Source organism: Clostridium hydrogenum, assembly GCF_021432385.1.
Taxonomy (GTDB): Bacteria; Bacillota; Clostridia; order Clostridiales; family Clostridiaceae; genus Clostridium_S; species Clostridium_S hydrogenum.
In genome coordinates this window covers 814,626-840,894 of sequence record NZ_JAEACT010000004.1, presented here as the reverse complement: position 1 = coordinate 840,894, position 26,269 = coordinate 814,626, and the positions used below count along the sequence as shown (strand labels likewise).

The 26,269-nt window shown below is 30.6% G+C and carries 22 protein-coding genes and 1 pseudogene; 13 read left to right on the top strand and 10 right to left on the bottom strand.

Translation table 11 applies throughout. From position 1 onward, the window contains the following. Nucleotides 1-8 precede the first annotated feature (8 nt). On the bottom strand, nucleotides 9-449 hold the full coding sequence (locus CUEA01_RS25220) for a LytTR family DNA-binding domain-containing protein (RefSeq protein ID WP_234124335.1): 441 nt from the start codon (nucleotides 447-449) through the stop codon (nucleotides 9-11). Between the two features lie 568 nt (nucleotides 450-1,017). Between CUEA01_RS25220 and CUEA01_RS22105 the strand changes: the two genes are divergently transcribed. From CUEA01_RS22105 to CUEA01_RS22095, 3 genes are all read left to right on the top strand, one after another. Next, a complete protein-coding gene (locus tag CUEA01_RS22105) occupies nucleotides 1,018-2,415 on the top strand; it encodes a hypothetical protein (protein WP_234124334.1) in 1,398 nt (465 codons plus the stop codon). Between the two features lie 66 nt (nucleotides 2,416-2,481). Further along, complete coding sequence (locus tag CUEA01_RS22100; protein ID WP_234124333.1) at nucleotides 2,482-3,165, top strand: response regulator transcription factor; 684 nt, start codon at nucleotides 2,482-2,484, stop codon at nucleotides 3,163-3,165. Between the two features lie 2 nt (nucleotides 3,166-3,167). After that, a complete protein-coding gene (locus CUEA01_RS22095; RefSeq protein ID WP_234124332.1) occupies nucleotides 3,168-4,631 on the top strand; it encodes a HAMP domain-containing sensor histidine kinase in 1,464 nt (487 codons plus the stop codon). Here the strand turns inward: CUEA01_RS22095 and CUEA01_RS22090 are convergent. Beyond that, nucleotides 4,628-6,184, bottom strand: coding sequence for an ABC-F family ATP-binding cassette domain-containing protein (locus tag CUEA01_RS22090; RefSeq protein WP_234124331.1), 1,557 nt, complete (start codon nucleotides 6,182-6,184; stop codon nucleotides 4,628-4,630). The genes CUEA01_RS22095 and CUEA01_RS22090 overlap by 4 nt on opposite strands. Nucleotides 6,185-6,463: 279 nt before the next feature. On the opposite strand from CUEA01_RS22090, the gene CUEA01_RS22085 reads away from it, so the two are divergent. Further along, a complete protein-coding gene (locus tag CUEA01_RS22085; RefSeq protein WP_234124330.1) occupies nucleotides 6,464-8,398 on the top strand; it encodes a Cache 3/Cache 2 fusion domain-containing protein in 1,935 nt (644 codons plus the stop codon). 439 nt (nucleotides 8,399-8,837) lie between these two features. Here the strand turns inward: CUEA01_RS22085 and CUEA01_RS22080 are convergent, their stop codons facing one another. Together CUEA01_RS22080 and CUEA01_RS22075 are read right to left on the bottom strand one after the other, a co-directional pair. After that, nucleotides 8,838-9,173 (bottom strand): CD3324 family protein, encoded by a 336-nt coding sequence (locus tag CUEA01_RS22080; protein WP_268906375.1) that lies wholly within the window; start codon nucleotides 9,171-9,173, stop codon nucleotides 8,838-8,840. Nucleotides 9,174-9,488: 315 nt separating this feature from the next. Beyond that, nucleotides 9,489-10,523 (bottom strand): threonine aldolase family protein, encoded by a 1,035-nt coding sequence (locus CUEA01_RS22075; protein ID WP_234124326.1) that lies wholly within the window; start codon nucleotides 10,521-10,523, stop codon nucleotides 9,489-9,491. A 556-nt stretch (nucleotides 10,524-11,079) separates the two neighbouring features. On the opposite strand from CUEA01_RS22075, the gene CUEA01_RS22070 reads away from it, so the two are divergent. The 5 genes from CUEA01_RS22070 to CUEA01_RS22050 all read left to right on the top strand — a co-directional run bounded on the left by CUEA01_RS22070 (nucleotide 11,080) and on the right by CUEA01_RS22050 (nucleotide 14,757). Continuing rightward, nucleotides 11,080-11,757, top strand: coding sequence for a 5'-methylthioadenosine/S-adenosylhomocysteine nucleosidase (locus CUEA01_RS22070; protein WP_234124324.1), 678 nt, complete (start codon nucleotides 11,080-11,082; stop codon nucleotides 11,755-11,757). Between the two features lie 292 nt (nucleotides 11,758-12,049). Then, nucleotides 12,050-12,370 (top strand): PadR family transcriptional regulator, encoded by a 321-nt coding sequence (locus CUEA01_RS22065; RefSeq protein WP_234124322.1) that lies wholly within the window; start codon nucleotides 12,050-12,052, stop codon nucleotides 12,368-12,370. A 17-nt stretch (nucleotides 12,371-12,387) separates the two neighbouring features. Continuing rightward, on the top strand, nucleotides 12,388-13,098 hold the full coding sequence (locus CUEA01_RS22060; RefSeq protein WP_234124320.1) for a DUF2812 domain-containing protein: 711 nt from the start codon (nucleotides 12,388-12,390) through the stop codon (nucleotides 13,096-13,098). A gap of 222 nt (nucleotides 13,099-13,320) precedes the next feature. Continuing rightward, nucleotides 13,321-13,854, top strand: coding sequence for a GNAT family N-acetyltransferase (locus tag CUEA01_RS22055; protein ID WP_234124318.1), 534 nt, complete (start codon nucleotides 13,321-13,323; stop codon nucleotides 13,852-13,854). Between the two features lie 111 nt (nucleotides 13,855-13,965). Continuing rightward, entirely contained in the window at nucleotides 13,966-14,757 is a 792-nt protein-coding gene (locus CUEA01_RS22050) for a class I SAM-dependent methyltransferase (protein WP_234124316.1), read from the top strand. Nucleotides 14,758-14,892: 135 nt separating this feature from the next. On the opposite strand, the gene CUEA01_RS22045 is transcribed toward CUEA01_RS22050, so the two are convergent. The 3 genes from CUEA01_RS22045 to CUEA01_RS22035 form a co-directional block, all read right to left on the bottom strand. Then, nucleotides 14,893-15,462, bottom strand: coding sequence for a 2-phosphoglycerate kinase (locus CUEA01_RS22045; RefSeq protein ID WP_234124314.1), 570 nt, complete (start codon nucleotides 15,460-15,462; stop codon nucleotides 14,893-14,895). A gap of 622 nt (nucleotides 15,463-16,084) precedes the next feature. Beyond that, the gene (locus tag CUEA01_RS22040) at nucleotides 16,085-16,420 is read right to left on the bottom strand and encodes a rubredoxin-like domain-containing protein (RefSeq protein WP_234124312.1); all 336 of its coding nucleotides are present in this window, start codon (nucleotides 16,418-16,420) and stop codon (nucleotides 16,085-16,087) included. A 187-nt stretch (nucleotides 16,421-16,607) separates the two neighbouring features. Beyond that, complete coding sequence (locus CUEA01_RS22035) at nucleotides 16,608-17,162, bottom strand: TetR/AcrR family transcriptional regulator (protein WP_234124310.1); 555 nt, start codon at nucleotides 17,160-17,162, stop codon at nucleotides 16,608-16,610. Nucleotides 17,163-17,439: 277 nt separating this feature from the next. Between CUEA01_RS22035 and CUEA01_RS22030 the strand changes: the two genes are divergently transcribed. Beyond that, nucleotides 17,440-18,906 (top strand): carboxylesterase/lipase family protein, encoded by a 1,467-nt coding sequence (locus CUEA01_RS22030; RefSeq protein WP_234124308.1) that lies wholly within the window; start codon nucleotides 17,440-17,442, stop codon nucleotides 18,904-18,906. A gap of 142 nt (nucleotides 18,907-19,048) precedes the next feature. On the opposite strand, the gene CUEA01_RS22025 is transcribed toward CUEA01_RS22030, so the two are convergent. Continuing rightward, entirely contained in the window at nucleotides 19,049-19,627 is a 579-nt protein-coding gene (locus tag CUEA01_RS22025; RefSeq protein WP_234124306.1) for a Uma2 family endonuclease, read from the bottom strand. Nucleotides 19,628-19,732: 105 nt separating this feature from the next. Then, a complete protein-coding gene (locus tag CUEA01_RS22020) occupies nucleotides 19,733-20,764 on the bottom strand; it encodes an ATP-grasp domain-containing protein (RefSeq protein WP_234124303.1) in 1,032 nt (343 codons plus the stop codon). A 306-nt stretch (nucleotides 20,765-21,070) separates the two neighbouring features. On the opposite strand from CUEA01_RS22020, the gene CUEA01_RS22015 reads away from it, so the two are divergent. From CUEA01_RS22015 to CUEA01_RS22005, 3 genes and pseudogenes are all read left to right on the top strand, one after another. Further along, on the top strand, nucleotides 21,071-22,327 hold the full coding sequence (locus tag CUEA01_RS22015) for an NAD(P)-dependent oxidoreductase (protein ID WP_234124302.1): 1,257 nt from the start codon (nucleotides 21,071-21,073) through the stop codon (nucleotides 22,325-22,327). 1,023 nt (nucleotides 22,328-23,350) lie between these two features. Continuing rightward, nucleotides 23,351-23,662 (top strand): annotated as a pseudogene (locus tag CUEA01_RS22010) (NUDIX domain-containing protein); the annotation flags it as partial. 551 nt (nucleotides 23,663-24,213) lie between these two features. Then, complete coding sequence (locus tag CUEA01_RS22005) at nucleotides 24,214-25,386, top strand: MFS transporter (protein WP_234124300.1); 1,173 nt, start codon at nucleotides 24,214-24,216, stop codon at nucleotides 25,384-25,386. Nucleotides 25,387-25,472: 86 nt separating this feature from the next. Here the strand turns inward: CUEA01_RS22005 and CUEA01_RS22000 are convergent, their stop codons facing one another. Then, nucleotides 25,473-25,907, bottom strand: coding sequence for a GNAT family N-acetyltransferase (locus tag CUEA01_RS22000; protein ID WP_234124299.1), 435 nt, complete (start codon nucleotides 25,905-25,907; stop codon nucleotides 25,473-25,475). Nucleotides 25,908-26,269: the final 362 nt, after the last annotated feature.

Below are 26,269 nucleotides of genomic sequence, written 5' to 3'. Positions count from 1 at the left end.
TCTTCACCTCACACACCTAAATAATTTTTGATTTTTTCCATATATCTTCTCGATACAAATGTTTTTTCACCAGTAGTAAACTTTAATATTATTGTACCTGTTATATTAGTATCAAGGCTTGAAACTTTACTAAAGTTTACAATTTCTGAGTTTGAAATACGTACAAAGGTGGAACTTGGAGGTTCTTTCTCAAGTTCATATAATCTGTTTTTGAGATTAAAAATTCCATTATTGCAGCGGGCAAGTATCTTCTGATTTTCACTGTATATACTTATAACATCATCGGGATTTATAATAAATATTTCACCATTATTAAATCCAAGTATTGATTTTGAAGTGTTTTTAGATAAATTACTTACTAAATCAGATATTTCTTTTGTAATTTCTTTTGTGTGAATAACAACTTTTGGATTTGTGTAGGCAGGATCGATTTTAACTTCCACATCCACGTGAGTCCCCCCAATTCATTTGAATTAATTACTTATTGATATCAGTATAAGAATTTATTTGTTTTAAATCAATACGTTATAAGTAAGTGGTGGATTTTAGCAAATAGATGGTGGCAAAATTGTAATGGATGTATTATATGAAGGCTATGTTTTAAAAGAATGTTGATATGAGCTTATGATATTAATGGACTCTAAGAATTGCTCATTTATAATTTGCTACCCATTTAGATGCATCGTCCTGATGCCTAAATGGCTTTGACCGTCCTAGTCAAAATTACGCAAATTATAAACGAGCAATCCTAAGAGTCCATAAAAATGAGCACATCACATCAACATTCTTTTAAAAATAGCTAAACTTACTAAAGGAAGCTATGTTTTAAATAAGTGTGAAAATCAACACTTATTTAAAACATAGCCAAAAATAAAAAGTTCAGATAAAGTTCAGATTCACTACAATTAAAAAACAGATAAGAGATGTAAACTAAAAACATAGAAAGAAGCAAAATAAAAAGTTAGAAATAAACTAAAAGTTAAAAATAAAAATGTTTAATGAAAGAGAGTGGTTTAAATGAAATCAAAAAAAGTGATTGCAATAATATTATCTGCAAGTTTATGTATAACAACATTCGTAGGATGTTCTTCAACAACTAGTTCAAAAAATAAAACGGCAGTAACTCAAAGCGCTAAGAAAGGCACACCTCCAGCCAAACCAGGCAATGGCAGTGCACCAGGAGGAGCGCCAGGTGGAAGCAGCAGCGGAGCAACTATTACGGGAACAGCAGCTTATTCAGTTAGTGGAACTACGGCTTCAAAGGATGGGGAAACTTACACAGCTACGAAAGCTAATGAATCTGGTGTTATTGCCGATAAAAGCAGTAAATTGACACTTACAAATGCAACAATAAACAAAACAAGTGGAGATACTACAAGTGAAGATCAAAGTAACTTTTATGGTTTAAATGCAGGATTAGTAGCTAAAGCAGGAAGTACAATTACAATAAGCGGAAGTAAAATTAATACAGCAACTAATGGTTCAAATGGTGTTTTTGCTACGGGCAGCGGTTCTGTTGTAAATGTTTCTGATACAACTATAGCTACAACAAAAGATTCTTCACGTGGACTCGATGCTACAATGACTGGTACAGTGAATGCCACTAATGTGACAATAAGTACACAAGGTAAACATAGTGCAGCAATTGCTACAGATAGAGGAAATGGTACTATTAATGTTAAAAGTGGTTCAATGACAACGACAGGTCAAGATTCACCTGGAATATATAGTACAGGTAAAATTACAGTTGAAGGAGCGACAATAAAAGCAACAGGAGCTGAAGCAGCAGTTGTAGAAGGTAAAAACTCTATAACATTAAATAACGTAAATCTTTCAGGTGAAAAGACAAATGGAGTAATGCTTTATCAAAGCTATTCTGGAGATGCTGAAACAGGAACGGCTTCCTTCTCAATGACAGGTGGTTCATTAGCTTCAAAAGCAGGTGCTTTATTCTTTGTTACAAATACTGATGCAGTTGCAAGTCTTAAAAATGTTAAAGTCACAAATTCAACTGATACACTTATTTCAGCGGGTGCTACAAGTAGATGGGGTACTAGTGGAAAGAATGGGGGAAAACTTACCTTTACAGCAGATGGTGAAACTTTAAGTGGTAAGGTTATATGCGATAAAATTAGTTCGGTTTCAATGAACTTGAAAGATAGTTCTATATTTACAGGAAGTATTAATGCATATAACAAGCTTGCAAAAGTAACAGTAAGTCTAGATTCAAGTAGTAAATGGAGTGTAACAGCAGATTCATATGTAGCAGCTTTAACTGATGCAGATTCTTCATTATCAAACATTAAGTCAAATGGACACAATGTTTATTATGATGCTTCAAACAGTGCTAACAACTGGCTTAATGGTAAAACAGTTACTTTAAATGGGGGAGGAAAGCTAATACCGATGAAATAACAAAACAGAGTACAGTGTCTGTTATCTGTACTCTGTTTTTAGTATAATAAAAAAGAGGTGAATATTATGGCAAAAATGCTTATATGCGATGATGAAAGTGGATTAAGAGCAGTACTTAAAAGATATGCTGTTTTTGAAGGACATGAGGTTACAGAAGCTAGCGATGGCATGGAGGCAGTGGATATATGCAAAAGCGAAAAATTTGATATTATAATTATGGATATTATGATGCCGGAGCTTGATGGCTTTTCGGCGGTTAAGGAAATAAAGAAAATATATGATGTTCCAGTTATTATGTTGTCTGCTAGGGGAGAAGAATATGATAAGATTCATGGCTTCGAAATCGGAATTGATGATTATGTAGTTAAGCCTTTTTCTTCAAAAGAGGTTATGATGAGGGTTAATGCAATTTTAAAAAGAGTTCAAAGCAGTGCTAAGCCAGAAGTAGACGCAGGACATGTTATATTTAAAAAAGAAGGTCTTGAAGTGGATATGACAGCTTACAAGGTAGCCATTGACGGTGTTTTAGTAGATATGGCCCCAAAGGAATATGAGTTGCTTTTTTGCCTTATTCGAAATAAAAATATAGTAATTCCTAGAGAAAAACTTCTTAATGAGGTATGGGGTTATGATTATTTTGGGGATGATAGGACACTAGATACGCATATGAAGCTTTTGAGACGTTCTCTTGGTGTGTATGCTAAATTTATTGTTACATTACGTGGACTTGGATATAGATTTGAGGGATAAGTATGAAATTAAATATTAATAAGCTGAAGTTAAAGTGGAAGATATTTGGTTTTATTTTTGGATTTTGTGCACTGCTGCTTGTAATTTTGTGGCTTTTTCAAATTGTTTTTTTGGGTGCTTTCTATAAAAGTGTAAAAGCTATTGAAGTTAAAAATGCTGTGAACACTATTGCAAATAACATAAATAATAAGCATTTATCAGACTTGGTTAAAGGAATTTCTGGCAGCGGTGAAATTTACATTGAAGTTGCTTCTTTGGATGGAACAAAAATTTTATCATCTTCAAATACAAAATATCAAGTTTCTCTTAAAGATAAGCTTGAGATGATTTCAAGTGCTAAAAGTAAGAATAACGAATATTATAAGCATGTTATAAGTTCTCCACCTAAAAAGCCATTAGGAAATAAAGAGGCTAAAGGACAATCGCCACCAGCAGATATGCAGGCAGTGGAATCTTTGATGTATGCTAAAATTGTAAAAAATAGCAGTGGCAAAACTTTGGTCATTCTTGTAAATGGAGTTATTTCACCTGTAAATGCAACGGTTACTACCTTGCGCTACCAGTTATATGTTGTTACTGCAATTATGATTTTGTTATCTATATTGCTTGCTTTGATTATTGCAAAAAGAATTTCAAAACCTATAGAAGAGATTAATAAAAGTGCAAAGATTTTGGCAGGTGGCAATTATGATATACATTTCAACGGAAAGGGTTTTAAAGAAATAGAAGAGCTTTCAGATACACTTAATACTACGGCTACTGAACTTAGCAAAGTAGAAGAATTAAGACATGAGCTTTTGGCAAATATATCACATGATCTTAGAACTCCCTTAAGCCTCATTTACAGTTATGCAGAAATGATACATGATTTTCCAGATGAAGTTACTCCAGAAGAAACTCAGGTTATAATGGATGAAGTACAGAGGTTAAAAACACTTGTAGATGATGTACTAGATATTTCAAAGCTTGAGGCTGGCATGCAGAATTTAAGCTTGTCAAGATACAATCTTACAGACAGTGTTAGAAGTATTGCAGAACGTATTGGGGAACTTGTGAAAAAGGATGGATATTCAATATCATTTAGTTATGATAAAGAAGTATTTGTTTGTGCTGATGTAAGTAAAATAACCCAAGTGATTTATAACTTAATAATTAATGCAATTAACTACACAGGTAAGAATAAAAATATAATCGTGTCACAGGTTATTTACGGAGAAAATGTTATTATTGAAGTAACAGATAATGGAGATGGAATTGCTGAAGAAAACTTGCAATATATTTGGGACAGATACTATAAGATTGATAAAAGGCATAAACGTGCGGTTATGGGCACTGGTTTAGGTTTATCTATTGTAAAAAAAGTTATTGAACTGCATGGAGGAAAATATGGTGTAAAATCAAAACTTGGAGAGGGCAGTACCTTTTGGTTTGAACTTAAAATAGATAAGAGTGGAGATGCACATTAATCATTTTGTGCGTATCTCCACTCTTCGCAATTCCATACTTCTGTTGTAATATCCTCATAAAATTCTGGCTCATGGCATACTAAAATTATACTGCCATCATATTCTTTTAAAGCCCTTTTAAGCTCAGCTTTTGCGTAAATATCTAAATGGTTTGTTGGCTCATCTAAAACTAATATATTGGTTGGTTTATTAATAACTTTACATAGCCTAACTTTAGCTTGTTCTCCTCCGCTTAAGATATTAATAGGACTATCTATATGCTGCCAAGTTAATCCGCATTTAGCAAGGGCACTTCTAATTTCTGTTTGAGTTAAATCAGGGAAAGTGTTCCAAACATCAGATAAAACTGTGTTAGTATTATCTTCAGTAAGTTCTTGCTCAAAGTAGCCTATTTTTTTATAATCACTTAGGAGTATTTGTCCATTTATAGGTTCTAATAGTCCAAGTAAACTTTTGAGAAGAGTTGTTTTACCTAGGCCATTTGCACCGGTTATTGCAATTTTTTGGCCTCTTTTCATTTTCAAATTTAGAGGCTTACTTAAAGGCTTATCATATCCAATAACTAAATTAGTAGCTTTAAAAATAATACTTTCTGGCATTTTTACGCTGTTAAAGTTAAAATGTGGCTTTATTAAATTCTTTTTAATTTCTATTCTGTCGATTTTGTTTAGCTTTTTTTCTCTACCTTTAGCTTGTTTAGCTGTTGAAGCTCTTGCCTTATTTTTTCTTATATAATCCTCAAGCTTTGCAATTTCAGTTTGCTGTTCTTTGTATTCAATTAAAAGCTGCTGTTTTCTTATTTCATGAAGCTTAACAAAAAAATCATAATTACCTTGATATCTTGTTAGAGTTTTGTGCTCAAGATGATAAATTACAGTTACTACACTATTTAAAAAACTATTGTCATGAGAGATTAGTATAAAGGCATTTTCATAATTTGTTAAATAGCTTTTTAACCATTCTATATGCTCTTCATCAAGATGATTAGTTGGCTCGTCTAATAGCAAAATATCTGGTTTTTCTAAAAGCAATTTTGCAAGTAATAATTTAGTTCGCTGTCCACCGCTTAAAGCTGAAACGTCATTATCCAAAAGCTCTTTGATTCCAAGACCAGCTGCAGTACCCTGAATTTTTGAATTAATACTGTAAAAGTCGCTTTTATCTAAAATTTCCTGCATATTAGTTATTTTATTTAGGGCTTTATTCATTTCCTCTTCTTCCATATTACCGAGTTCATTGCATAAATTATTAATTTTTTTCTCTATGTCAAATAAATCTGAAAATGCTCCTTTTAAAAAGTTTAAAGCCGTAATTCCTTCTTTTAAATCTACATGTTGATCCATATAGCCAATGCTAAATTTGCTATTCCACTGAATAGTGCCGTCGTCTGGCAGCAATTGCTTGGTAATAAGCTTCATAAAAGTTGACTTGCCTTCACCGTTAGCACCAATAAGACCAATATGCTCTCCTCTTAATAATTTAAAATTTGCTTTGTTAAATAATATCCTATCGCCAAATGAGTGGCTCATGTTTTCAATTGTTAAAATACTCATGCTATCAACTTCCTTTATAATAGATAATAGCATTATATAGAAGAAATACCAAGTTCATAAATAAATCTGTAATGTTTTTGACATATCATGCTATGAACTTACTTCCATTACTTTATATTTTTGGCTATATATTATATAATGGAAAATGTTAAAAAATATTCCTTTTATATTAATACTTATTAAACCAATTCAAGAAAATACTGATATAATATAAATGTGTGTATAAATGATAAATTAAGAATTAATATATATAGAGTTAACCAAGGAGAAGTATTTAGGATGAAAGTAAAATGTAAACTTATTATAAGTTATTTATGTCTAATTATATTTGCTGTAAGTGTATTAGGTTTTTTAATTGCCAAGAAATCTTATAAAGAGGTTTTTCATGAGGTAAATGAAAAGAATGAGCGTTTAACAGAGTCAATTAAAACAACGCTTAGTGTAAGAAATGATTTACTTATAGAAAAATCTTATGGTGACTTAAATTTTGCAGATACCATATCAAATAATCTTAAGTATTTAAGAGTAGATTATAGTAAAAGTATAAAAGTTGGACAATTCAATTTACCAATTTTATATGATGGAGAACAGAGATTGTCTTTAGATGATACTTTAGTGGAGCGGCTTAAAAAATCTACAGGTACCATTGCAACTATATTTTTATTGTATGATAACAAGCTTATAAGAGTTTCTAGCACAATTTTTGATGGTGATAAAAAAGTAATAGGTACATATATATCTAGTGAATCTGATGCTTATAAAAAAATAATTAACAAGCAAGAGTATAGTGGTGATATTACAGTTCGCGGTACTGGGTATATAACAAGATTGAAGCCACTTCAAGATAAAAATGGGAAAGTTATAGGGGCAATAGGTATAGGAAATAAGGTTATTAGTAAATACTTAGATAAAACAATAAGTAGCATTAGATTGGGAAAGACAGGTTATGCATGTGTATTAGATTCGGAAGGTAATAAAGTTATTTATCCATATGGAAAAGAAAAGAATGTAAGGTGTTCTGAAATTGTTAAAAAAATGCGTTCAAATACAAGTGGAATAATTGAATATACTTATAAAGGAGTCAAGAAGGTAGGCTACTATAAATATTTTGAACCATGGCATTTATATGTAATTACTATGGTTAATTATGAAGAATTGGCTTCATCATATAATTCAATAATAGTAACTACCATAGTTACAGGTCTTATAATAATTGCTTTTGCAGGAATTATAGCAGTGTTTTTGGCTAATACTTTGCTTAAGCCAATTAGCAAACTGAAAACATGCATGGAAATAGCTGAAAAGGGTGATTTGACAGTACGCTGTGATGTAGAAAGCAATGATGAAATAGGTATATTAGCAAAGAGTTTCAATAGTATGCTAGCAGAAAACAGTAGGCTTTTAGAAGAAACAGTACAATATGATAAGTTAAAAACGGAATTTATAGCCAATATGTCTCATGAATTAAGAACACCTTTAAACATAATATTTTCAACAGTTCAGCTATTGAATGTACTTATAAATAAGGGTGAAAATTTAAATACTGATAAAGTAAAAAATTATACAAATGGTATAAAACAAAATTGTTATAGATTAGTTAGACTAGTAAATAACTTAATTGATATAACCAAAATTGATTCTGGTTTTATGACATTGGATATGAAAAATGAAAATATAGTACAAGTTGCAGAGGAAATAACCCAATCTACTGTTGCATATGTAGAGCATATGTCTAGGAATATTATATTTGATACGGATGAAGAAGAGAAAATTATGGCGTTTGATGCTGAGAAGTTAGAGAGGATTTTACTTAATTTAATTTCTAATGCAGTTAAGTTTACTAAGCCAGGAGATATGATTAGCGTTACTTTACATTGTGAGAACGATAAAGTTACTATTTCAGTAAAGGATACAGGAAGAGGAATTCCAAAAGAAAAAATATCGCAGCTTTTTCAAAGATTTAAGCAAATAGATCCGCTTCTAAATAGAAGTCATGAAGGAAGTGGTATAGGGTTAACTATAGTTAAAGCTTTAGTTGAACTTCATAGCGGAACAATACAAGTAAAGAGTAAATACGGTGAAGGTACAGAGTTTATAATATCCTTGCCTGCTAAGCTTGTTTTAGAGAATAAAGAGGTACGAGCTAAAAAGGATTTTAAAAGTCAATCAAATGTGGAGAATATTAATATTGAATTTTCCGATATTTATAGTTAGTTCAAAAGGCTGTAGTGCAAAACAAAATAATAAGTGGGAGCTCTGCATAAAAATGATGCGATTAATAGCATCTTGAAATCTTAAATAAAATTAATAAATCTAAGAGACTAAATCGCAAAATTCTAAGAACTTTCAATAACTCGCAAGAGGCAGCTCAAACAATTGAAATTTCTAAGACTTTTGCGATTTAGTCCCTAAGATTTATAAAATTTTATTTAAATATTTCTTCAATGTTATTCCTCACATCATTTTTTTATGCAGAGCTCCCACTTATTATTTAAGTTTTTGTACTACACCCTTGTTTTTCAAAGTTTTTAATATATATTGAAACTAGCTCAACTATCAAAAGTTAATAACTCTAAATTTTGCAATACGAACTTATTTAAATATTGGAAACAAAGTTGTGGTACAAGAAAATGGTTTTTATATTAGAAAATAATTATGGTGACAAGCAATTTGTTCTTTCTTTTCTTATAATTCTTCTAATACTTCCTTCGGTTAAAAAATACTGCTCAGCTAGGATTTTAACGGGTATTCCAGAACAATACTTGCTAAAAATTTCATTGTCTCTTAGTTTGAGATAGCTTTTGGTTTCAGTATTTTCTCCCCAGGATTTTTTATTTTCATTTTTTCTAGGTATATATATATATCCACCATCAGTATAGTTTTGAATTATTTCAATTATACTTTGAGGGAGGATATTTTGTGCTTTTTCATATTTCATAAATTTTCGCTCCAATCTACATATTAAATTTAATTGTAAATTAAGAAGCAAAGACTGAATAAAATATGAAAAACTAAATAAATTTTGAAGATACTTTACGTTGGCTCCAAGCAAAAGTTTTTCATATTTTACTATCTTTGCATGGAGCTAACTACGGCAGTTATACAATCAGTTGATATCATTTGAATTCACTTCCCTTTTAAAATTAATTCATAATTCACGATGCACAATTCACAATGTAGGAGGATTTTCTGTTGAAGCAGAAAATCTTAAAAATAATAAATTATAAGATTTTTCGTAGTGTTAACGGAGAAAAATCATCAATCATTGTGCATTGTGAACTGTGCATTGTGAATTGATTAAGTATTATACTGTTTCAATTGCAGCTATTAGCTTTAATACATCATCTTTTTTAGTTGCCCAACTTGTGCAAAAGCGGACTGCACTGAACTTTTCATCAATTCTTTCCCAATAGGAGAATTGAAAATTTTGTTTTAATTTTTCAAGTACTGAGTCTGGCATAATGGGAAATTGTTGATTTGTACTTGATTCGGAAAGAAACGAATAGCCTTTCTTTATGCAAGCAGCTTTAATTAACTTTGCCAGTTCGTCAGCATGTTTAGCCATATTAAAATACAAATCATCTTCAAGGAGTGTGATAAATTGTATTCCAAGAAGCCTTCCTTTAGCTAGCATGCCGCCTTTTTGTTTAAGTATATATCTAAAATCAGATTTTAAAGCATTGTTAGTAATTACTAAAGCTTCTCCAAATAAGGCACCTACCTTAGTTCCACCAATATAAAAAGCATCACAAAGCTTAGTTATAGTCGGTAAATCAAGGTCATTTTCTTCGGAAGAAAGACCATAACCTAAACGAGCACCATCCATGTATAAGAAAAGATTATTTTTCCTACAAGTTTCGCTTAGTGCTGTTAATTCGGCTTTGGAATAGATAGTACCTATTTCTGTAGGGTTAGAGATATACACTAATTTAGGTTGAACCATGTGTTCTGGTGAACCGTCATTAAAATGGTTATCGTAAACTTTTTGTACTCCATCAGCAGTTATTTTGCCATCCTTGCTTTCTATAGAAATAACTTTATGCCCAGTGGCTTCTATAGAACCGCTTTCGTGGACATTAATATGTCCTGTTGTTGCTGAAACTACACCTTGGTGTGGCCTAAGAGCAGCTGAAATAACCGTGAGATTTGCTTGAGTTCCACCTACAAAAAAGTGAACATCAATGTCTTTACATTTGCATTTTTCTTTAATAAGACTTATGGCCTTTTTGCAGTATTCATCTTCTCCATAGCCAACTGTTTGTTCATAGTTTGTCATGGTTAGTTTTTCTAATATTTTTGGGTGTGCACCCTCATTATAATCACAAGTAAAACTTAACATAAAATTTCCTCCTGAAAATTTACAACTTCTATTTTAAAACTTGAAATTGCAAATATTATGTTTATCCTGGCAAATTACAATTTAACTCAGAGTACAAAGTACAGAGTACAAAGAATGATGATTTACCTTTCGATTCTTTCAGGTAAATCTTAAACTTAAATGGTTTCAGCTTCGCTGAACGCCATGTATGGCGCTATTGCGCAGCAATAAAAAAATAAGTTTTCAGATTTTTCGCAGTGATAACGGAGAAAAATCATCCTTCATTGTACTTTGTACTCTGTACTTTGTACTTTGGTTTCTCCTCGATAAATTGTAATTATCTTTAGTTAAGTATAATATAAATTTTTTAATTATACAATTGAGACAGGGGAATTAACTGATAATTAACGCAAATTAAAATATAGCGCGTTAATATTGGGGATATTCCTTTAAATGGTTCCTAAATATTTAGGATTATATTTCATATATAGGAATATATTGACGAAAATTAAAGAATTAATTTATAATAGTATTTTAGTATAAAACCAATAGTTCATATATATAGGAGGGGAATATAGTGAAAAAAATAGGAATGATTGTTGCTGTTGAAATAGAGGTAGCATTAAAAAAGTATGGAAAATCTATTAAGAAATTGGAATTTGGGGCATATTCAGTATATCAATATAAATTAGGTGAGAATGATTTATTTGTTATTCATAGTGGAGTAGGAGAAATTGCTGCTGCTATTGCGACGCAGTTTTTAATATTAAAATTTGATGTGGATTTAATTGTAAACTTTGGTATAGTAGGTGGTCTAACGCAGGAGATGGCAGTGTTAAAAACGTGTATTGTTGAAAGCGTTATTCATTATGATTTCGATACTTCAGAGGCTGATGGATGTGCTGTTGGGCGATATCTTGAATATCCAAGCGCATATATACCTACAACAAAAGAAATTGTGGACAAAGCTGTTGAAATTGAGCCATCCTTAAGAAAAGTAATTTGTGCTTCGGCAGATAAATTTATTTCAAGAAAAGAGAAAAAAGAAGAATTACATAATATGTATAATGCAGATATTTGTGAAATGGAGGCTGCTGGAATTGTGCTAACTTGTAATAAGAATAAAATTCCATGCTTATTGATAAAAACTATATCTGATAGTATTACTGGTGGAGCAACTGAATTTAAAAATGTATTTGATGAATCAGCAAGAATTTGCTTAGAGATAACAAATTCAATCCTTAAGGATATTTAAAGTTTAGTATAGGTAGAGAAATTGGAATATTGAAATTGCAAATACCAAGTTTATCCTGTAGTGAGTTTAGCTATTTTTAAAAGAATATTGATGTGATGTGTTGACTTTTATGGATTCTTAGAGTCCATTAATGTCATAAGCTCATATCAATATTCTTTTAAAACATAGCCATTTTTTTTAATATCCATGATTTTACAGATATTTAATTGACAAGTATATCATTAAATGATATATTGAATTAAATAATATATCATTTAATGATATAAAGTAAAAATTAGGAAAGAGGAAAGCTATGCCGAGAAAGGGTTCTATTGATATAGGAGAATTAACAGATTCAGCTTTTTATATTTTAGCAAGCGTTATAGAAGAAAAACACGGATACTTAATTATGAAAACTATTGAAGATTTAACTAACAATGAAGTGTCTATTGGACCTGCTTCGCTATATACAACACTAAAGAAATTATTAAAGGCTGGACTTATAGAAATTAATGAAGCATCAGATGAAAATAAAAAGGTGTATAAAATTACAGAAATGGGGCGTGAAATGCTAGTAAAGGAAATTGAGCGAAAGAAGCGCATGATTAGGTTTGCTGAACATTTTTTAAAGTAGGATAGGAGGGGATTTGAATGAAAAATAAGTATGTTATGGTAAGAGGCTTTGCTTTTAGTGAAAGCAGTGATATGGAAAAACTCAGAGATTACGCAAAAGAAGGATGGATATTAGAAGGTATATCAGGGCTTTTTTATAAACTGAGAAAGGGTGAAGCACAAGATATACAGTATAGTTTAGATTATCAGGAGGAGGCAACTAAAGAATATTTTGATTTATTTACAGAGGCTGGTTGGACACATGTTGTATCTTCAGGTAACTTGATGCACATATTTTCAGCACCAGTAGGAACAAAACCCATATACACCGAATGTGCATCGGAAATGGATAAATACTCTAGTATAAGGAATCAGATGAAAAGGGGAAGTATTTATTTCGCAATTGCTCTTATTACTCTTGCAGTTTTATCAGTTGTTTCAGAGGTTTTTATAAAACCTATATTTATACCTATCTTTTTATTGTTTATTTTAAGTATTTTCCCATTTACTTTTACCTTTATGCCTTATTTAGCATATGGTTCTCGAATAAAAAAAATAAGGAAAAATGGGAAAGGCAACAGCGACGTGACTTTTAAATTCTGGTTAATATGGTTAATTGTAAGCCTCCTTTTCTTGTTTGAAGGTATATATGGTTTGACTAGAAAATGGTATGTCTTTGCAGTGTGTTTTATATTGCTTGGAATGATTTATATTTATTTATCCATAAGTGATTATAAAAAGAGAAAGTAACTAAATATGTTTTCTCATTTTTATTAAATAGCTGATGTTAGAATTTTGTGGCCTTTGCTTCAACCAAAAGAATTTGCTATGCTTTAAAAGAAAGTTGATAGGAGCTTATAACATCATATCAATAGCATGATACACTTTATTTATGAATTAAATAAGCGGTTGTTTTTAATAGGAAATTAATGATACTATTAGGATAAAAACATCGATGGAGTTGATAAAATAATGGATATAAATATTGAATTAGGAGCAGTAAATGATATTGATGAATTAGAGCAGCTTTATAATGATTTAAATGATTATTTGGAAAAAGGTATAAATTATCCTGGCTGGAGGAAGGGAATATATCCTGCTAGACAAGATGCTGAGAGTGGAATTAGTGAGGGAGCGCTTTATGTTGCAAGGCATAATGGAAGAATAGCTGGTTCTATTATTTTAAGGCATAAACCTGAAGAGGCATATTACAACGTTAAATGGAGTTTTGAATCTGATTATTCAGATGTTTTTGTTATATATACCTTTGCAGTTCATCCAGATTTTTTAAAGTGCGGTATAGGCAAAGCATTAATGGATTTTGCGACTAAGCATGCTGTTAAAAATAATTGTAAAGCGCTGAGACTTGATGTTTACGAAAAAAATATGCCAGCAATTAAGCTATATGAAAGATGCGGGTTTAAATATATCGATACAGTTGATTTAGGATATGGAGAATACGGACTCGATTGGTTTAAATTATATGAAAAAAAGCTTAGTAATTGAGCTTTTACAACATTAACACTTGAAAGTAGTTCACTTTCAAAAGATGGTGAAGCGGACTATAATAAGATTGATAATAGCTTGAAATACTTAATGGATGAGGTGAAATAAGTCATGGAAAATAAAATTGATAATCCCAATTTAGTTAAGGAACAATATAAAAACTCCAGCAACTTAGATGCAAGAATAAATTTGCACAGCTTTAATATTAATAAAATTGATTGGCATGTATGGTGCTTTGAGAAGATGAACATACCAGAGGGCAGCAAAGTTTTAGAACTAGGATGTGGGAATGGATTACTATGGACGAAAAATAAGCAGGTGATAAAGAAAAATTTAGATATAACTTTATCTGATTTATCAGAAGGAATGCTCAAAGGTGCAAAAGAAAATATAAATAACCCAAATATAAAATATCAGATTATTGATGTGCAGGATATACCATATGAAGATGAGTGCTTTGATGTTGTTATAGCAAGGCATATGTTATACCATGTTCCTGATATAGACAAGGCACTTTCAGAGATTAAAAGGGTGCTTAAACCTAATGGAAAGTTTTATGTTTCTACTAATGGAAGTGAGAATATGAAAGAATTGAGGGATTTAGTTAATGGATACAATAAAGATACAAAGTATAATCCTCAAAAAGTATTTGCTGATAAATTTGGTATTGAAAATGGAACTGAAATTTTAAAGAGATATTTTAATAATGTTAAGTTAGAAAAATTTGATGGACAAATTGTGGTTGATAAAGCTGAGCCAGTAGTAGGTTATGTTACTTCGGGTATGAATACTAGAAAAGGTACATTTGATGGTTTTTATGATTATGTAAAGGCAGAAATTGATAAAGCAGGAGCAATTAAGATAAATACAAGAAGTGGCATGTTTATGGCATCAAATTCTTAATATATTAAAGCATAGCCAAAATGAAAAATTAATCTCAAAAAAGTGCTAATTTTGTGAGGATGGGGCACTTTTTTCTTTGCTATTAATTTCTATGTGAAATATATAAAAAATTTTAGCATGTTTCAAATAAGATTATTATGATTGCAGCTTTGTTTTTACTTGTCCATCTATCCATTTGTATACATTACTCATTTCTACTACATAATCATTATTAATTTCAAAAAATTTGGCATTATTTTTCTTGCAAAGTTCTTTGACTTGAGAATGAAGTTTAATAAAATTATCTTTGTTCACATAATCAGCATCAATTTCCTTTTGTTCTATCTCACTTCTATGCTCAAGAATTCCCGAATTAAAATGTTTTTCAATATAATTCTTTGAAAAACCTATATATACAGCAATTATTTGTTTTAAATAATTAGGTTCAAAATCACTAATATACTCTGGAGGTAAATAGCATCCTTCAATAATTATGTGCTGTCCATTTTCGATATTAGTCATTATTATACCCTTTATTATGGGCCATAGTTTATATGTAAGTTCATTATCATCATCAGTTGCAGAAAAGTCACAATATTTACTTCCACGAATCAACCCCATTTTTATATGGTCTATAGATAAATATGGAATCTTATATTTTTCAAGTAAATTTTGAGCCATCACTGTTTTCCCTGTGCAACTAACTCCACCAATCAAAATAACCATCGTCATACCCCTCCAATTATAAAATATTTTTACAACGCAATATTTTACAAGTCCTCATTATCAGTATACACCTTAACCCACTGTAAATGCGAAGTAATAGTGTTGTGGAACGATTTAAATAACATCATATAAATCTTAGAGGAATAATCAAGGTTTTAGTAACACATAAAATTATTACATGTTTAAAAAAAATTAACAAGCTTGGACTAATGAACTTACATGGTCTATCGCCTAAACTTTTAGTATGTGTACGTAGATGTTTCAATTGCTCCTGTACAATTCCAAAATTCCGTAGGCACGCTAATATTTTTGATTAATTTATGTCTTTGAAATGGAGCACTAGAAATTAATAATATAGGTTCAAGAATCTTAATGGGCTTACGCCCAAGCCTCTGGTATGTGTTCTTACCTTACACTACTGTAAATGCAAAATAGGTGTGTTGCAGGATGATTTAAATAAAATTGTACAAATCTTAGATGAAAAATTTTAAAAGCCTTAGATGTTTCAATTGTCTGAGCATCTTTTCAGCGAGTTATTGAAACTTCTTAGGCTTTTAAAATTTTTTGTCTTAGATTTATTAATTTTATTTAATATCCTGCAATGCACCTATTTTGCATTGCTTTACCACTTTCCTAATTTCATATGTCCAGCCAATTCTGTTTTTGATCTTTGCTTTATTATCCAAGCTTCATTCTTAGCTTGATTAAAAGCAGCTACACACTTTGGATCTAAATTGTCCTTAATACCTTCTTCACTTAAAGCTACTATTTTAGCAGCTAAAGCTATAATTTCCATATGGATATCATTTGTTCTATCGGAACGATAAATTTTTTCTGCATCTTCAGCGCTTAACTCTTCAAACTTATCAGCGCCAACTCCACATTTAGGACATTTTTCTGGAGCTGTATCTCCTTCAGCTATATATCCACAGACAGTACATCTAAATAATTTTTTCATACTCATTCACTCCTTATATATAATCAACAAATAATTTATATTTTTAATATTATGGTAAAACATTCTTTGCTTATCTTTTCTATGATTAAAGTATATAATAAAACAAAAGATAAGTCAATAATAAATATTAAATAATAATTATTATTCCTAAATAAAAGGAAAGCTAACCACCATTAGAAATAAAAAATTAAATTGAATTTGAAAGATTTCCAATTGCCTTTAAAATTATTTTAGCCATTTCAGAAGGTGATTCTCTTTTATCATTGTCCACCCACTTTGATAATACATTCCAAAGACCACCTATGTTAAAGCGACAAATATAATCTTTTTCCACGGAATTACTAAAATTATGCCACTCAGTTTTAAATTTATTTATATCAAGCATATATAAGCTTAATTGCTCCATAACTGTGTGGAATAAATAATTTTTCTTTAGTAATTTTAACTCTTCAATATGTTTGCTGCAAAACTCAAAATAAGTAATTATTGTGTTTTCAATGGTTAGATCATTAAGGCTTTCTATATTTTTCATATATTCCTCAATTAGATAATTAATATATTCGGATAATAAATCTTCTTTGATGTTAAAATTACGATAAAAGGTTCTTCTTGATAGCTGTGCTTTATCAGATATTTCTTTTACTGAAATTGCAGAATATGGCTTCTCCTTCATTAAATCAAATAAAGCCTCTACTAGCCATTTTTTAGACTGTTCAGAAATTCTATTTTTTTTCTCCTTCAAAGTGTACCTCCTAAAGTGTCACACATTTCCTTATATGTAGCACTTGCTTAAATCGTATTGATATTCTTTAGAAATGTATTATACTATATTTGAAAGTAAATGTCACACGTGTGAATTATATTCTCATGTGTGACCATAATTTTTATATATTATTTTTAATAATTACTATGTTTGGTACGAATTTTTATTTACACTTTTCTGCATAGTATAGAAAAAAATTTTGAAAATCAGTTAATTAAATATTGAAGTAATAAAGTTAGAAAGTGAGGGGAAAATCATGTTTGAAGAAACAATAGTTAATACTAGTTATGGAAAAGTTAAAGGGGAAAAGGTTGGAGGCGTATATGTATGGAAGGGAATACCTTATGCGAAGCCACCAGTTGGTTCATTGAGATTTTGTCCACCAGAACAACCTAATGAATGGAAGGGAATTTACGAGGCTACAAGATTTGGACTAAGTGCAATGCAACCTAGAAAAACAGCAATTACTGGAGATAAGGGAGATGATGTAAGTGAAGACTGTTTGTACTTAAATGTTTGGTCAAGAGGTACAGATGACAAGCGTCGCCCAGTTATGGTATGGATTCATGGTGGTGGGTATATAGTTGGCTCAGGATATGATGGACTATATGATGGTACTTCTTTTGCTGAAGAAGGTGATGTAGTTGTTGTAACTATTAACTATCGCTTAGGAGCTTTTGGATTTTTATATTTGGCAGATATTGCAGGAGAGAAATATAAAACTTCAGGAAACTGTGGTTTACTTGATCAAATAGCAGCTTTGAAATGGGTAAAAGAGAATATAAAAGCTTTTGGTGGAGATCCTAACAAAGTCACAATATTTGGTGAGTCGGCAGGGGCAGGGAGTGTAGGAAATCTTCTTGTAATGCCTGGTGCAAAGGGGCTATTTAATCAAGCTATTATTGAAAGTGCACCTAATTTAGCAATAGATACTGATAAAGCGGTTAGAGTAACCAAGAAAATTATGAATTCACTTAACATAAAATCAGGTGAATTTGAAAAATTATTAGAATTGCCAGCAGAGGAAATTTTAAATGCGTCTTTAAAGCTGCCGCGCAAATCACTTTATCCAGTGGTTGATGGAATTACAATACCTGAAGCACCCGAAAAGATGATGGAAAAAGGAGCCGCAAGTGGCATTTCGATTATATGTGGTTCAAATAAAGATGAAGTTAAACTTTTTACAGGCATGAATCCAATGTTTAATAAAATGACTGATGATGAAATTCATGATCAACTTAAAGAACAATTTGGAGAGCTATGGACAGAACTCTATGACTATTTTTCAAAAGAAGGAATAAATAAGGAGACATACATTAGAATAATGTCATACTACTTTATTATTTATCCTACATTGAAATACAGTGAGATATTATCTGAAAATTCATCTGTATATGTATACAAATTTAACCATGAACATCCTGTTCTCGGAGCTTTTCATGCTTTAGAACTTCCATATGTTTGGCACAAATTTGATACAGAAACCTCAGAACTATTTAGAGTAGCAGATGAAGATACAAAGCTAGCAGATAAAATGCACCAGGCATGGATAGCGTTTGCTAAAAATGGTAATCCAAACACAGAAGAGTTGCCATATTGGCCAGAATTTAATATTGAAAAAAGAGAAGTTATGGTGTTTGACAATGAATGCAAAGTGGAAAATGATCCTTATGAAGATAGAAAAATATGGGACAAGATATCTTTAGAAAGGCTCAGGTACTAATAAAGTAAGAAAAAGCACAATTAGAGATAACGTGTTTGAAACTTCAAAATTGAAAAGTCAAAGTTTATCCTGACAGCAATGTTTTCAATTCACAGTTCACATGAAGGATGAAATTTCTTTCCTTGAGAACTGTGAATTGCTTTTATAAATCTAAGTCATTAAAATCAATTTCAAGATTATCATATATACCGACTTTTATTGTATTTTTGAAGGTATAGGATTTTGGAGCAGCATATTCACAATTTTCATTAAGGCTATAAACTAATATGGTTTCTTCCATAGGATTTACTATCCAGTATTCACGTACTTTAAATTGATAATATAAATTTAACTTCCTAATATAATCACTATTTGAATTATATGGTGATACAACTTCAATAATCATATCAGGAGCACCAGTGCAGCCTTTATCGGTTAATTTACTTTTATCACATATAACAGATATATCTGGTTGAACTATATTTTTGCTACTAGTTACTTGTTCATCATCATTTTTTAGTATTACATCAAACGGTGCTGAATATACTTTACATGAACCATTGTTGGATTTAATATAACTATTTATTATTGTTGAAAGTTCCATAATAACGGACTGGTGTATTCTTGATGGTGCAGCAGCCACGCGATATATGTGACCATCTATAATTTCAATACGCTCACCTTCAGGATAATTTAAGTAATCAGAATAGGTATATAATTTATTTTCAGTAATATTAGCCATTCGTTGCAGCTCCTTTCTATATTTATAATTACCGAATAGGAAATTTTAATCTAGTTTTATATATATTATGAACTAAAAATATATATAAAACCAAATAGTTTAAATTTATAAATATAATTGCTCTAAGTACCTCATCATCCTTGTGCCCCATTTTACATCTACAGCTGGCAAAGGTAATCCATAAGCTAATTTTAAAGCAAGTTCTAGCATATTCACACCAGCTCCAAGGTTTGCAACAAGTGAACCTGATACACGTGGGTTTATTTCAATTAGCATTGGTTTGCCTTCACTTGAATATTTAAATTGTATGTTTATATTGTAGGAAAGGTTTAAAGCTTTTATTATTTTTTTTGACATATCCATAATTTCAGTATTTTTTTCTAAAATGGATTCAATGGCAACGCCCATAGAAGTCTCTACTCTTTGACGTGGAATACACATAATAGTTTCGCCATCTTTGCATACACAATCCACACTGTATTCAGTACCTGGTAGGTATTCCATAACAAGTATTTTGGGTAGTTTACTATATTGCTGTAATTGATTTTTTAATAATTCCCAGCTTATTTTTGCACTTCCTGGTCTTTCGTTTAATATGTCTATTTTTTCATTAGTTATTATGTGAAAACCCTTACTGCCTTCAGATTCAGCAGGTTTCATACATACTGGCTTTTTTGGATAGCCTAACTCAAATATAGCGTTTTCTAGTTCTTTTAATGTATTCACACTTTTATATTTAGGAATAAAGTTGTTGAGCGAAAAATATTCATATAAGGCGGTTTTGCTATTGGCAATAGTGAGCTTTTCAACATCTGGTGTTACTAGTACTTTTATTCCAAGGTTATTAAATAAAACAAGATTACGAGACAAGGTAACTAATTCATCTCCATATTGGGGAATTAAAGTAGTTATTTTTTCTTTTTTGCATATAGCTATGACTTTTTCTATATAATCTGGAGCAGCTCCATTTGGTATAATATATTTTTTCCCTGTCACTGCGAAACCTAGGGAAGTTTTATCCTCTCTATCTGCTGTAATTACATCTATATTGAAATCTTTTTTTATAAGCTTGAGCATCTTTAAATCGGATACTGTACCCATACTGTCAGATATTGTCCACAATACTTTTAAGTTCATAAAATTTCCTCCATATTTTCTTTTTAAATTGTAGCAAGTCATTCTCTTATATTATAACAAATTTTTAAACTTTGGCGATTAGAGTTCATAAGGCTGAGAAATAGGATATTGCTAAAAAACCAACATTGATTTATAATCGTAGAATAAAAACGATATAATGTAGTACCTAGCGAGAATGTGAAAAATATAGGTATTCTTTTTTACGGGCAGCTCATAAGGCTTTGTGTGCGCTATAGTAAAACCTATAGAATACCTTTTTTCACATCCTCCTATAAATATATGGAAAGATAAAAAGGAGAAATACTTATGGATAGAAATAATTTATTATTAGATGAAGCAAACAGATGCTTATTATGTAAAAAGCCTAATTGCAAAAAGAATTGTCCCATTGATACGCCTATTCCAGATATTATAAGTCTTTATAAAGAGGGTAAAATTAAGGAAGCTGGAGAAATTTTATTTAATAATAATCCGCTTTCAGTAGTATGTTCATTAGTTTGCATTCATGAAGATCAATGCAAGGGCAATTGTGTTAGAGGAATAAAGGGCGAGCCAATAAGATTTCATGAAATAGAACAAGAAATATCAGAGCAATACTTAAAGGAAGTTAGATTTAAAGACATAGAAAAGGATAAGGGGAGAATTGCAATAATTGGAGGTGGACCAGCAGGGATTACGGCTGCGTTTATACTTGCAAGAAAAGGCTACAATATTACTATTTTTGAAGCCCACGATAAAATAGGAGGAGTACTTAGATATGGTATTCCAGAATATAGATTACCTAAACAATTAGTAGACACGCTTGAAGAAAGGCTTTTGGAGCTTGGCGTGAAAATTAGACCGAATACAGTTATAGGACCAGTTATTTCCTTAGATAGATTATTAGAAGATAGCTATAAGGCGGTATTTATTGGAACAGGTGTATGGAATCCAAAGACTTTAGATATAAAGGGTGAAACTTTAGGGAATGTTCATTTTGCCATTGATTATTTAAAATCACCACAAACTTATAGATTAGGCGAAAAAGTAGCTGTAATAGGAGCTGGTAATGTAGCTATGGATGCTGCAAGAACAGCGAAGAGAAATGGTGCCGAAGTAACTATACTTTATAGAAAAAGCTTTGATGAAATGCCAGCATCTAAGCAGGAGATAATGGAAACTAGAGAAGATGGAGTTAAATTTGAGTTATTTAAAGCTCCACTTGAAATAACAGAAAAAGGTGTTAAATTAGCTGCAACAGAAAATGTAACAGATGCAGAAGGAAAAATAAGAACAAAGATTATTCAAGGAAAAGAAGAATTTTTTGAATGTGATTCAGTAATTGTTGCTGTAAGTCAAACACCTAAAACTAATATAGTATCCAACACAACAGAATTGGATACTAATAGATGGGGATTAATTGTCACAGATGAAAAAGGAAATACGACTAAAAAAGGAACCTTTGCATGCGGAGATGTAGTTACAGGTGCAAAAACTGTAGTTGAAGCTGCAGCGCAGGCAAAAATAGTTGCAGAAACTATTGATGAATATTGCAAAGTAAGTGCATCACAGGATATTAAATAAAATTAATAAATCTAAGAGCCTAAATCGCAAAATTCTAAGAAATTTCAATAACTCGCAAGAGGCAGCTCAAACAATTGAAATTTCTAAGACTTTTGCGATTTAGGCTCTAAGATTTATTAAAATTTTATTTAAACTATCCTGTAATGCACTTACTTTGCAAGTACAGTGGTTTAAGGTAAAAATTCCTCCGTGCCTACGGAATTTTGGGATGGTGCAGAAACAAGGGGGGATTTCCAACAAAATTGCAGCAATTTGTAGTAGTAATTTAAAACATAGACAATAAAGTTAATAAATCTAAGATAAAAAACATAAAAAGCCTAAGAAGTTTCAATAACTAAAGGGTTTCTATAGTTGAACTTTACTTGTACCTGTACCAAAATGCTAATCTTTAAAGCATTATGGTACAGGTACAAGTAAATAGTTTAACTAGAAACACTATAGCTGAAAAGAAGCTCAGACAATTGAAACATCTAAGGCTTTTTATGTTTTTTACCTAAGATTTATTAAAATTTTATTTAAATCATCCTGTAATGCACTTACTTTGCAAGTACGGTGGTTTAAGGTAAGAACACATACCAGAGGCTTGGGCGTAAGCCCATTAAGATTCTTGAACCTATATTATTAATTTCTAGTGCTCCATTTCAAAGACATAAATTAATCAAAAATATTAGTGCCTACGGAATTTTGGGATGGTTCAAAGCAATGTAGCACATTCATATATCAAAATAAAAGACTTAAAAAATAGAGAGCCAATGTATGTATTACATGTGTGATATTTTGTAAATTATGTTATAATAAGTGCTATTAAAAACTATAGTTTGATGAGCAATAGTAAATTGAGACGTAGTAAATAATATTTATATTAATAGATGTTAAAGGAGTAAAAGTATGGAAAGAAAAATACGTAATTCAGCAAAGGCATTGATTATTAAAGATGGGAAAATGTTAGCATCAAAAATCAATGATAACGGTGATATTTTTTATATAATGCCAGGCGGTGGTTAGGATACAGAAGAGTTACTTCCAGATACAGTAAAACGTGAATGTGAAGAGGAATTGGGGATAGAGGTAGAACCAAAATCACTTAAATTTATAGTTGAAGGATTGCGTGGAGAATCTTTTCACCGAGTTGATTTTGTATTCTTATGTGATTATATTGGAAAAATAGAGAATGCAAAAATACATGAAGATAAAAACCAAATTGGATTTGAATGGCTTTCTATTGAAAACTTGATGAATGAACCGCTATACCCATCAAAACTTCGTTCTCAAATAATTCGTCTTTTTAATAATGAAAAAACAGATGTTTATTTAGGAAATGAAAGTATGGAATAACCACATAAAATGAAAAAAATTCTTAGTTAAAGCAATTCACAGTGTTCTGATATTGAGTATCATAGGTGGACAATCACACCTATAATTTTTAATGCTATATTTCAACACTATATTAAAACATAGACAATAAATCTAAGATAAAAAACCTAAGAAGTTTCAATATATGAAAACAAGCGCAGACAATTGAAAATAGAAACCCCAAGATTCACAAGCTATATTTTTACATATATATTGGATAATTTAAGCTATTTTATAAGGTAAAGTGTAAGGCGGTAGGAAAATAATATATTATGAGTAATTACCATTTGGAGATTAGATTTACAAAAAATAAAAACTAGTATAATATATAATTAAAAAATCAAAAATTGTATTTTAATACCTTTTATATAGAAAAATCACGAATAATTATAAGAGATAATTAGTAAACTGGCAATAAAATATGATTCAATATATTTAAGAGTCAAATGTTAAAAAATGATTCATGTAATATAGTAGGATTTTTATTAAAAGGTGGTAAGTAAAAAATTTATTTTGTTAAGGAGTTAGAATTTATGAAAAGTAAATCCAATACTAAAAATGCTTTAATAAAATCTATTATGTTAGGATCATTTGCTTTTGGTTTAATGTCATTTGTATTACCTATTTATAGTAAGAAAATTGGTGGAAATGCATTAAGTATAGGTGGATTATTTTCAATTTTTAGTGCTGTGACTTTGATATTAAGGCCGATTATAGGAAAAGGAATAGATAAATATGGAAGAAAAGTCTTTTTTGTTTCCGCATTTTTATTTTATGCAGTTTCTATGCTGTTGTTTTCTTACTCAACTAATATTAAACTTTTATACATAAGCAGAATTATACAGGCAATAGGATCTTCGTTTATGTGGATTTCTGCATATTCTATAGCAATTGATATTTCTAGTGATGAAAAAAGAGGAAATGGAATTGGACAAGTAGATGAAGCCAGTAGTAAAGGATCACTGTATGGAGCTATATTAGGTTTTATCATATTAGGTAATATTACAATTATAACAGGATGGAGTATTTTATTTAAGGGGTATGCAGCATTGTCGGTAGTAGGTGGGTATATTGCGTATAAATATATACCAGAAACAGGTAAGGTCGATATTGAAAAGAAAGTAGAATATAATAAAGTATTAAATATGAACTTATTAAAACTATTGATTGTGATTTTTATAAGTTCAATTTCAGTATCCATGATAAGTCCCATTTTAATGATTTATCTTCAGGATAAATTCACTACAGATGTGAGAACATTAGCAAGTGCATTTGTTCCAGCAGCTCTTGTATATGCATTTTTACCAGCAAAATTAGGTTCAATTAGTGATAAGAGTGGTAGGATTGTACCTATGACAATAGGAATGGTTATTTCAGGTATAGTTTCCATAGGCTTTTCGTATTCCTTAAGCATAGAAATGTTAGTTATACTTTGGGTTTTAGAATCTGTTGGTATAGTACTAGCTTCACCAGCAGAAGAGGCATTAGTCTCAGAATTAGTAGATGAAAAAGTTAGAGGTTCTGCCTATGGAGTATATCTATTTGTATCTAGTTTAGGTGCAGTTATTGGTCCTTTACTTGGTGGCTGGGTGTATGATACTTTTGGTCACCAAGTACCATTTTATTTAAATGGATTTGCATTATTAATAGATGCTTTTCTAGTAATAATTTTATTTAGAAATTACAAAAATCAGGAGGATTGTTAATGTTTTAGACACAAAAAGTCGAACTTTTTACGCAGTTTTATAGTTTAGCTGGTATATCTATAATCCTTACCCATTAAATATTACCTTCAAGATTTCAACAATTCACAAAGCCTTGTTCTAAAGCAATGGGACCATGTTGGTAGATAACCTGCCTGAACTGCTACACGTTGAGAAATAACATTGCTGCAATCCGTACTGTAATATGGAATGTATCCACGATTAAGAACTTCAAGTGTTAATGTATTTACCAGAATAGTAGCAAGTTTATTCCCTCTATATGGTGGTAAAACATCAACACTAATCTGCCACATAGTTTTACATTCACCATTTGCGCTTGCTATGCCAACCACCATATCTTTATATTTAGCTATAACTGCTACCATTTCGGGATGCTTACTATTAACATCATATTGTAGAGCATAATTAAAACCTTTTAATTCATAAAGCTTTTGTATATCATCCTTTTCAATAAGTGAATATTCAAACTCATTATTCTTACTCAAAAGATTAATCTTGTCCAAATCTGGAAGAAAATAAGGGTTATTTCCTTAAACCAACAGTTTAGGTGAATTAATAATGTTGTAGGACGATTTAAATAAAAGTCAATAAATCTTGGAAGCTAATTGTTAAAAGACTTAGAAGTTTCAATTGTCTTGTACTATAAGTGTAGATACTTAATCTCATTTGATTAAGTAATCTGCACTTATTTTTATTATAATAAGAAATGGGCTGATGATTCAATTTGTTGGAATTTTACTTCCGTAGCTCAAACTATCACCCATTGCTTATTATGGATATTCGATTAAGCAGGTTGGAACTATAATTAGCTTCCGCGTAACGAACAAAAATGAGTAGTAATAAGTGGATGGACAAAATTTTTAAC

Coding starts and splice junctions, on each gene's coding strand:
- CUEA01_RS22040 (WP_234124312.1), bottom strand. CDS start 16,420: ATGAAAAAATTATTTAGATGTACTGTCTGTGGATATATAGCTGAAGGA.
- CUEA01_RS22055 (WP_234124318.1), top strand. CDS start 13,321: ATGGATATAAATATTGAATTAGGAGCAGTAAATGATATTGATGAATTA.
- CUEA01_RS22045 (WP_234124314.1), bottom strand. CDS start 15,462: ATGGTTATTTTGATTGGTGGAGTTAGTTGCACAGGGAAAACAGTGATG.
- CUEA01_RS22015 (WP_234124302.1), top strand. CDS start 21,071: ATGGATAGAAATAATTTATTATTAGATGAAGCAAACAGATGCTTATTA.
- CUEA01_RS22020 (WP_234124303.1), bottom strand. CDS start 20,764: ATGAACTTAAAAGTATTGTGGACAATATCTGACAGTATGGGTACAGTA.
- CUEA01_RS22090 (WP_234124331.1), bottom strand. CDS start 6,184: ATGAGTATTTTAACAATTGAAAACATGAGCCACTCATTTGGCGATAGG.
- CUEA01_RS22065 (WP_234124322.1), top strand. CDS start 12,050: ATGCCGAGAAAGGGTTCTATTGATATAGGAGAATTAACAGATTCAGCT.
- CUEA01_RS22095 (WP_234124332.1), top strand. CDS start 3,168: ATGAAATTAAATATTAATAAGCTGAAGTTAAAGTGGAAGATATTTGGT.
- CUEA01_RS22075 (WP_234124326.1), bottom strand. CDS start 10,523: ATGTTAAGTTTTACTTGTGATTATAATGAGGGTGCACACCCAAAAATA.
- CUEA01_RS22105 (WP_234124334.1), top strand. CDS start 1,018: ATGAAATCAAAAAAAGTGATTGCAATAATATTATCTGCAAGTTTATGT.
- CUEA01_RS22100 (WP_234124333.1), top strand. CDS start 2,482: ATGGCAAAAATGCTTATATGCGATGATGAAAGTGGATTAAGAGCAGTA.
- CUEA01_RS22050 (WP_234124316.1), top strand. CDS start 13,966: ATGGAAAATAAAATTGATAATCCCAATTTAGTTAAGGAACAATATAAA.
- CUEA01_RS22060 (WP_234124320.1), top strand. CDS start 12,388: ATGAAAAATAAGTATGTTATGGTAAGAGGCTTTGCTTTTAGTGAAAGC.
- CUEA01_RS22085 (WP_234124330.1), top strand. CDS start 6,464: ATGAAAGTAAAATGTAAACTTATTATAAGTTATTTATGTCTAATTATA.
- CUEA01_RS22030 (WP_234124308.1), top strand. CDS start 17,440: ATGTTTGAAGAAACAATAGTTAATACTAGTTATGGAAAAGTTAAAGGG.
- CUEA01_RS22025 (WP_234124306.1), bottom strand. CDS start 19,627: ATGGCTAATATTACTGAAAATAAATTATATACCTATTCTGATTACTTA.
- CUEA01_RS22005 (WP_234124300.1), top strand. CDS start 24,214: ATGAAAAGTAAATCCAATACTAAAAATGCTTTAATAAAATCTATTATG.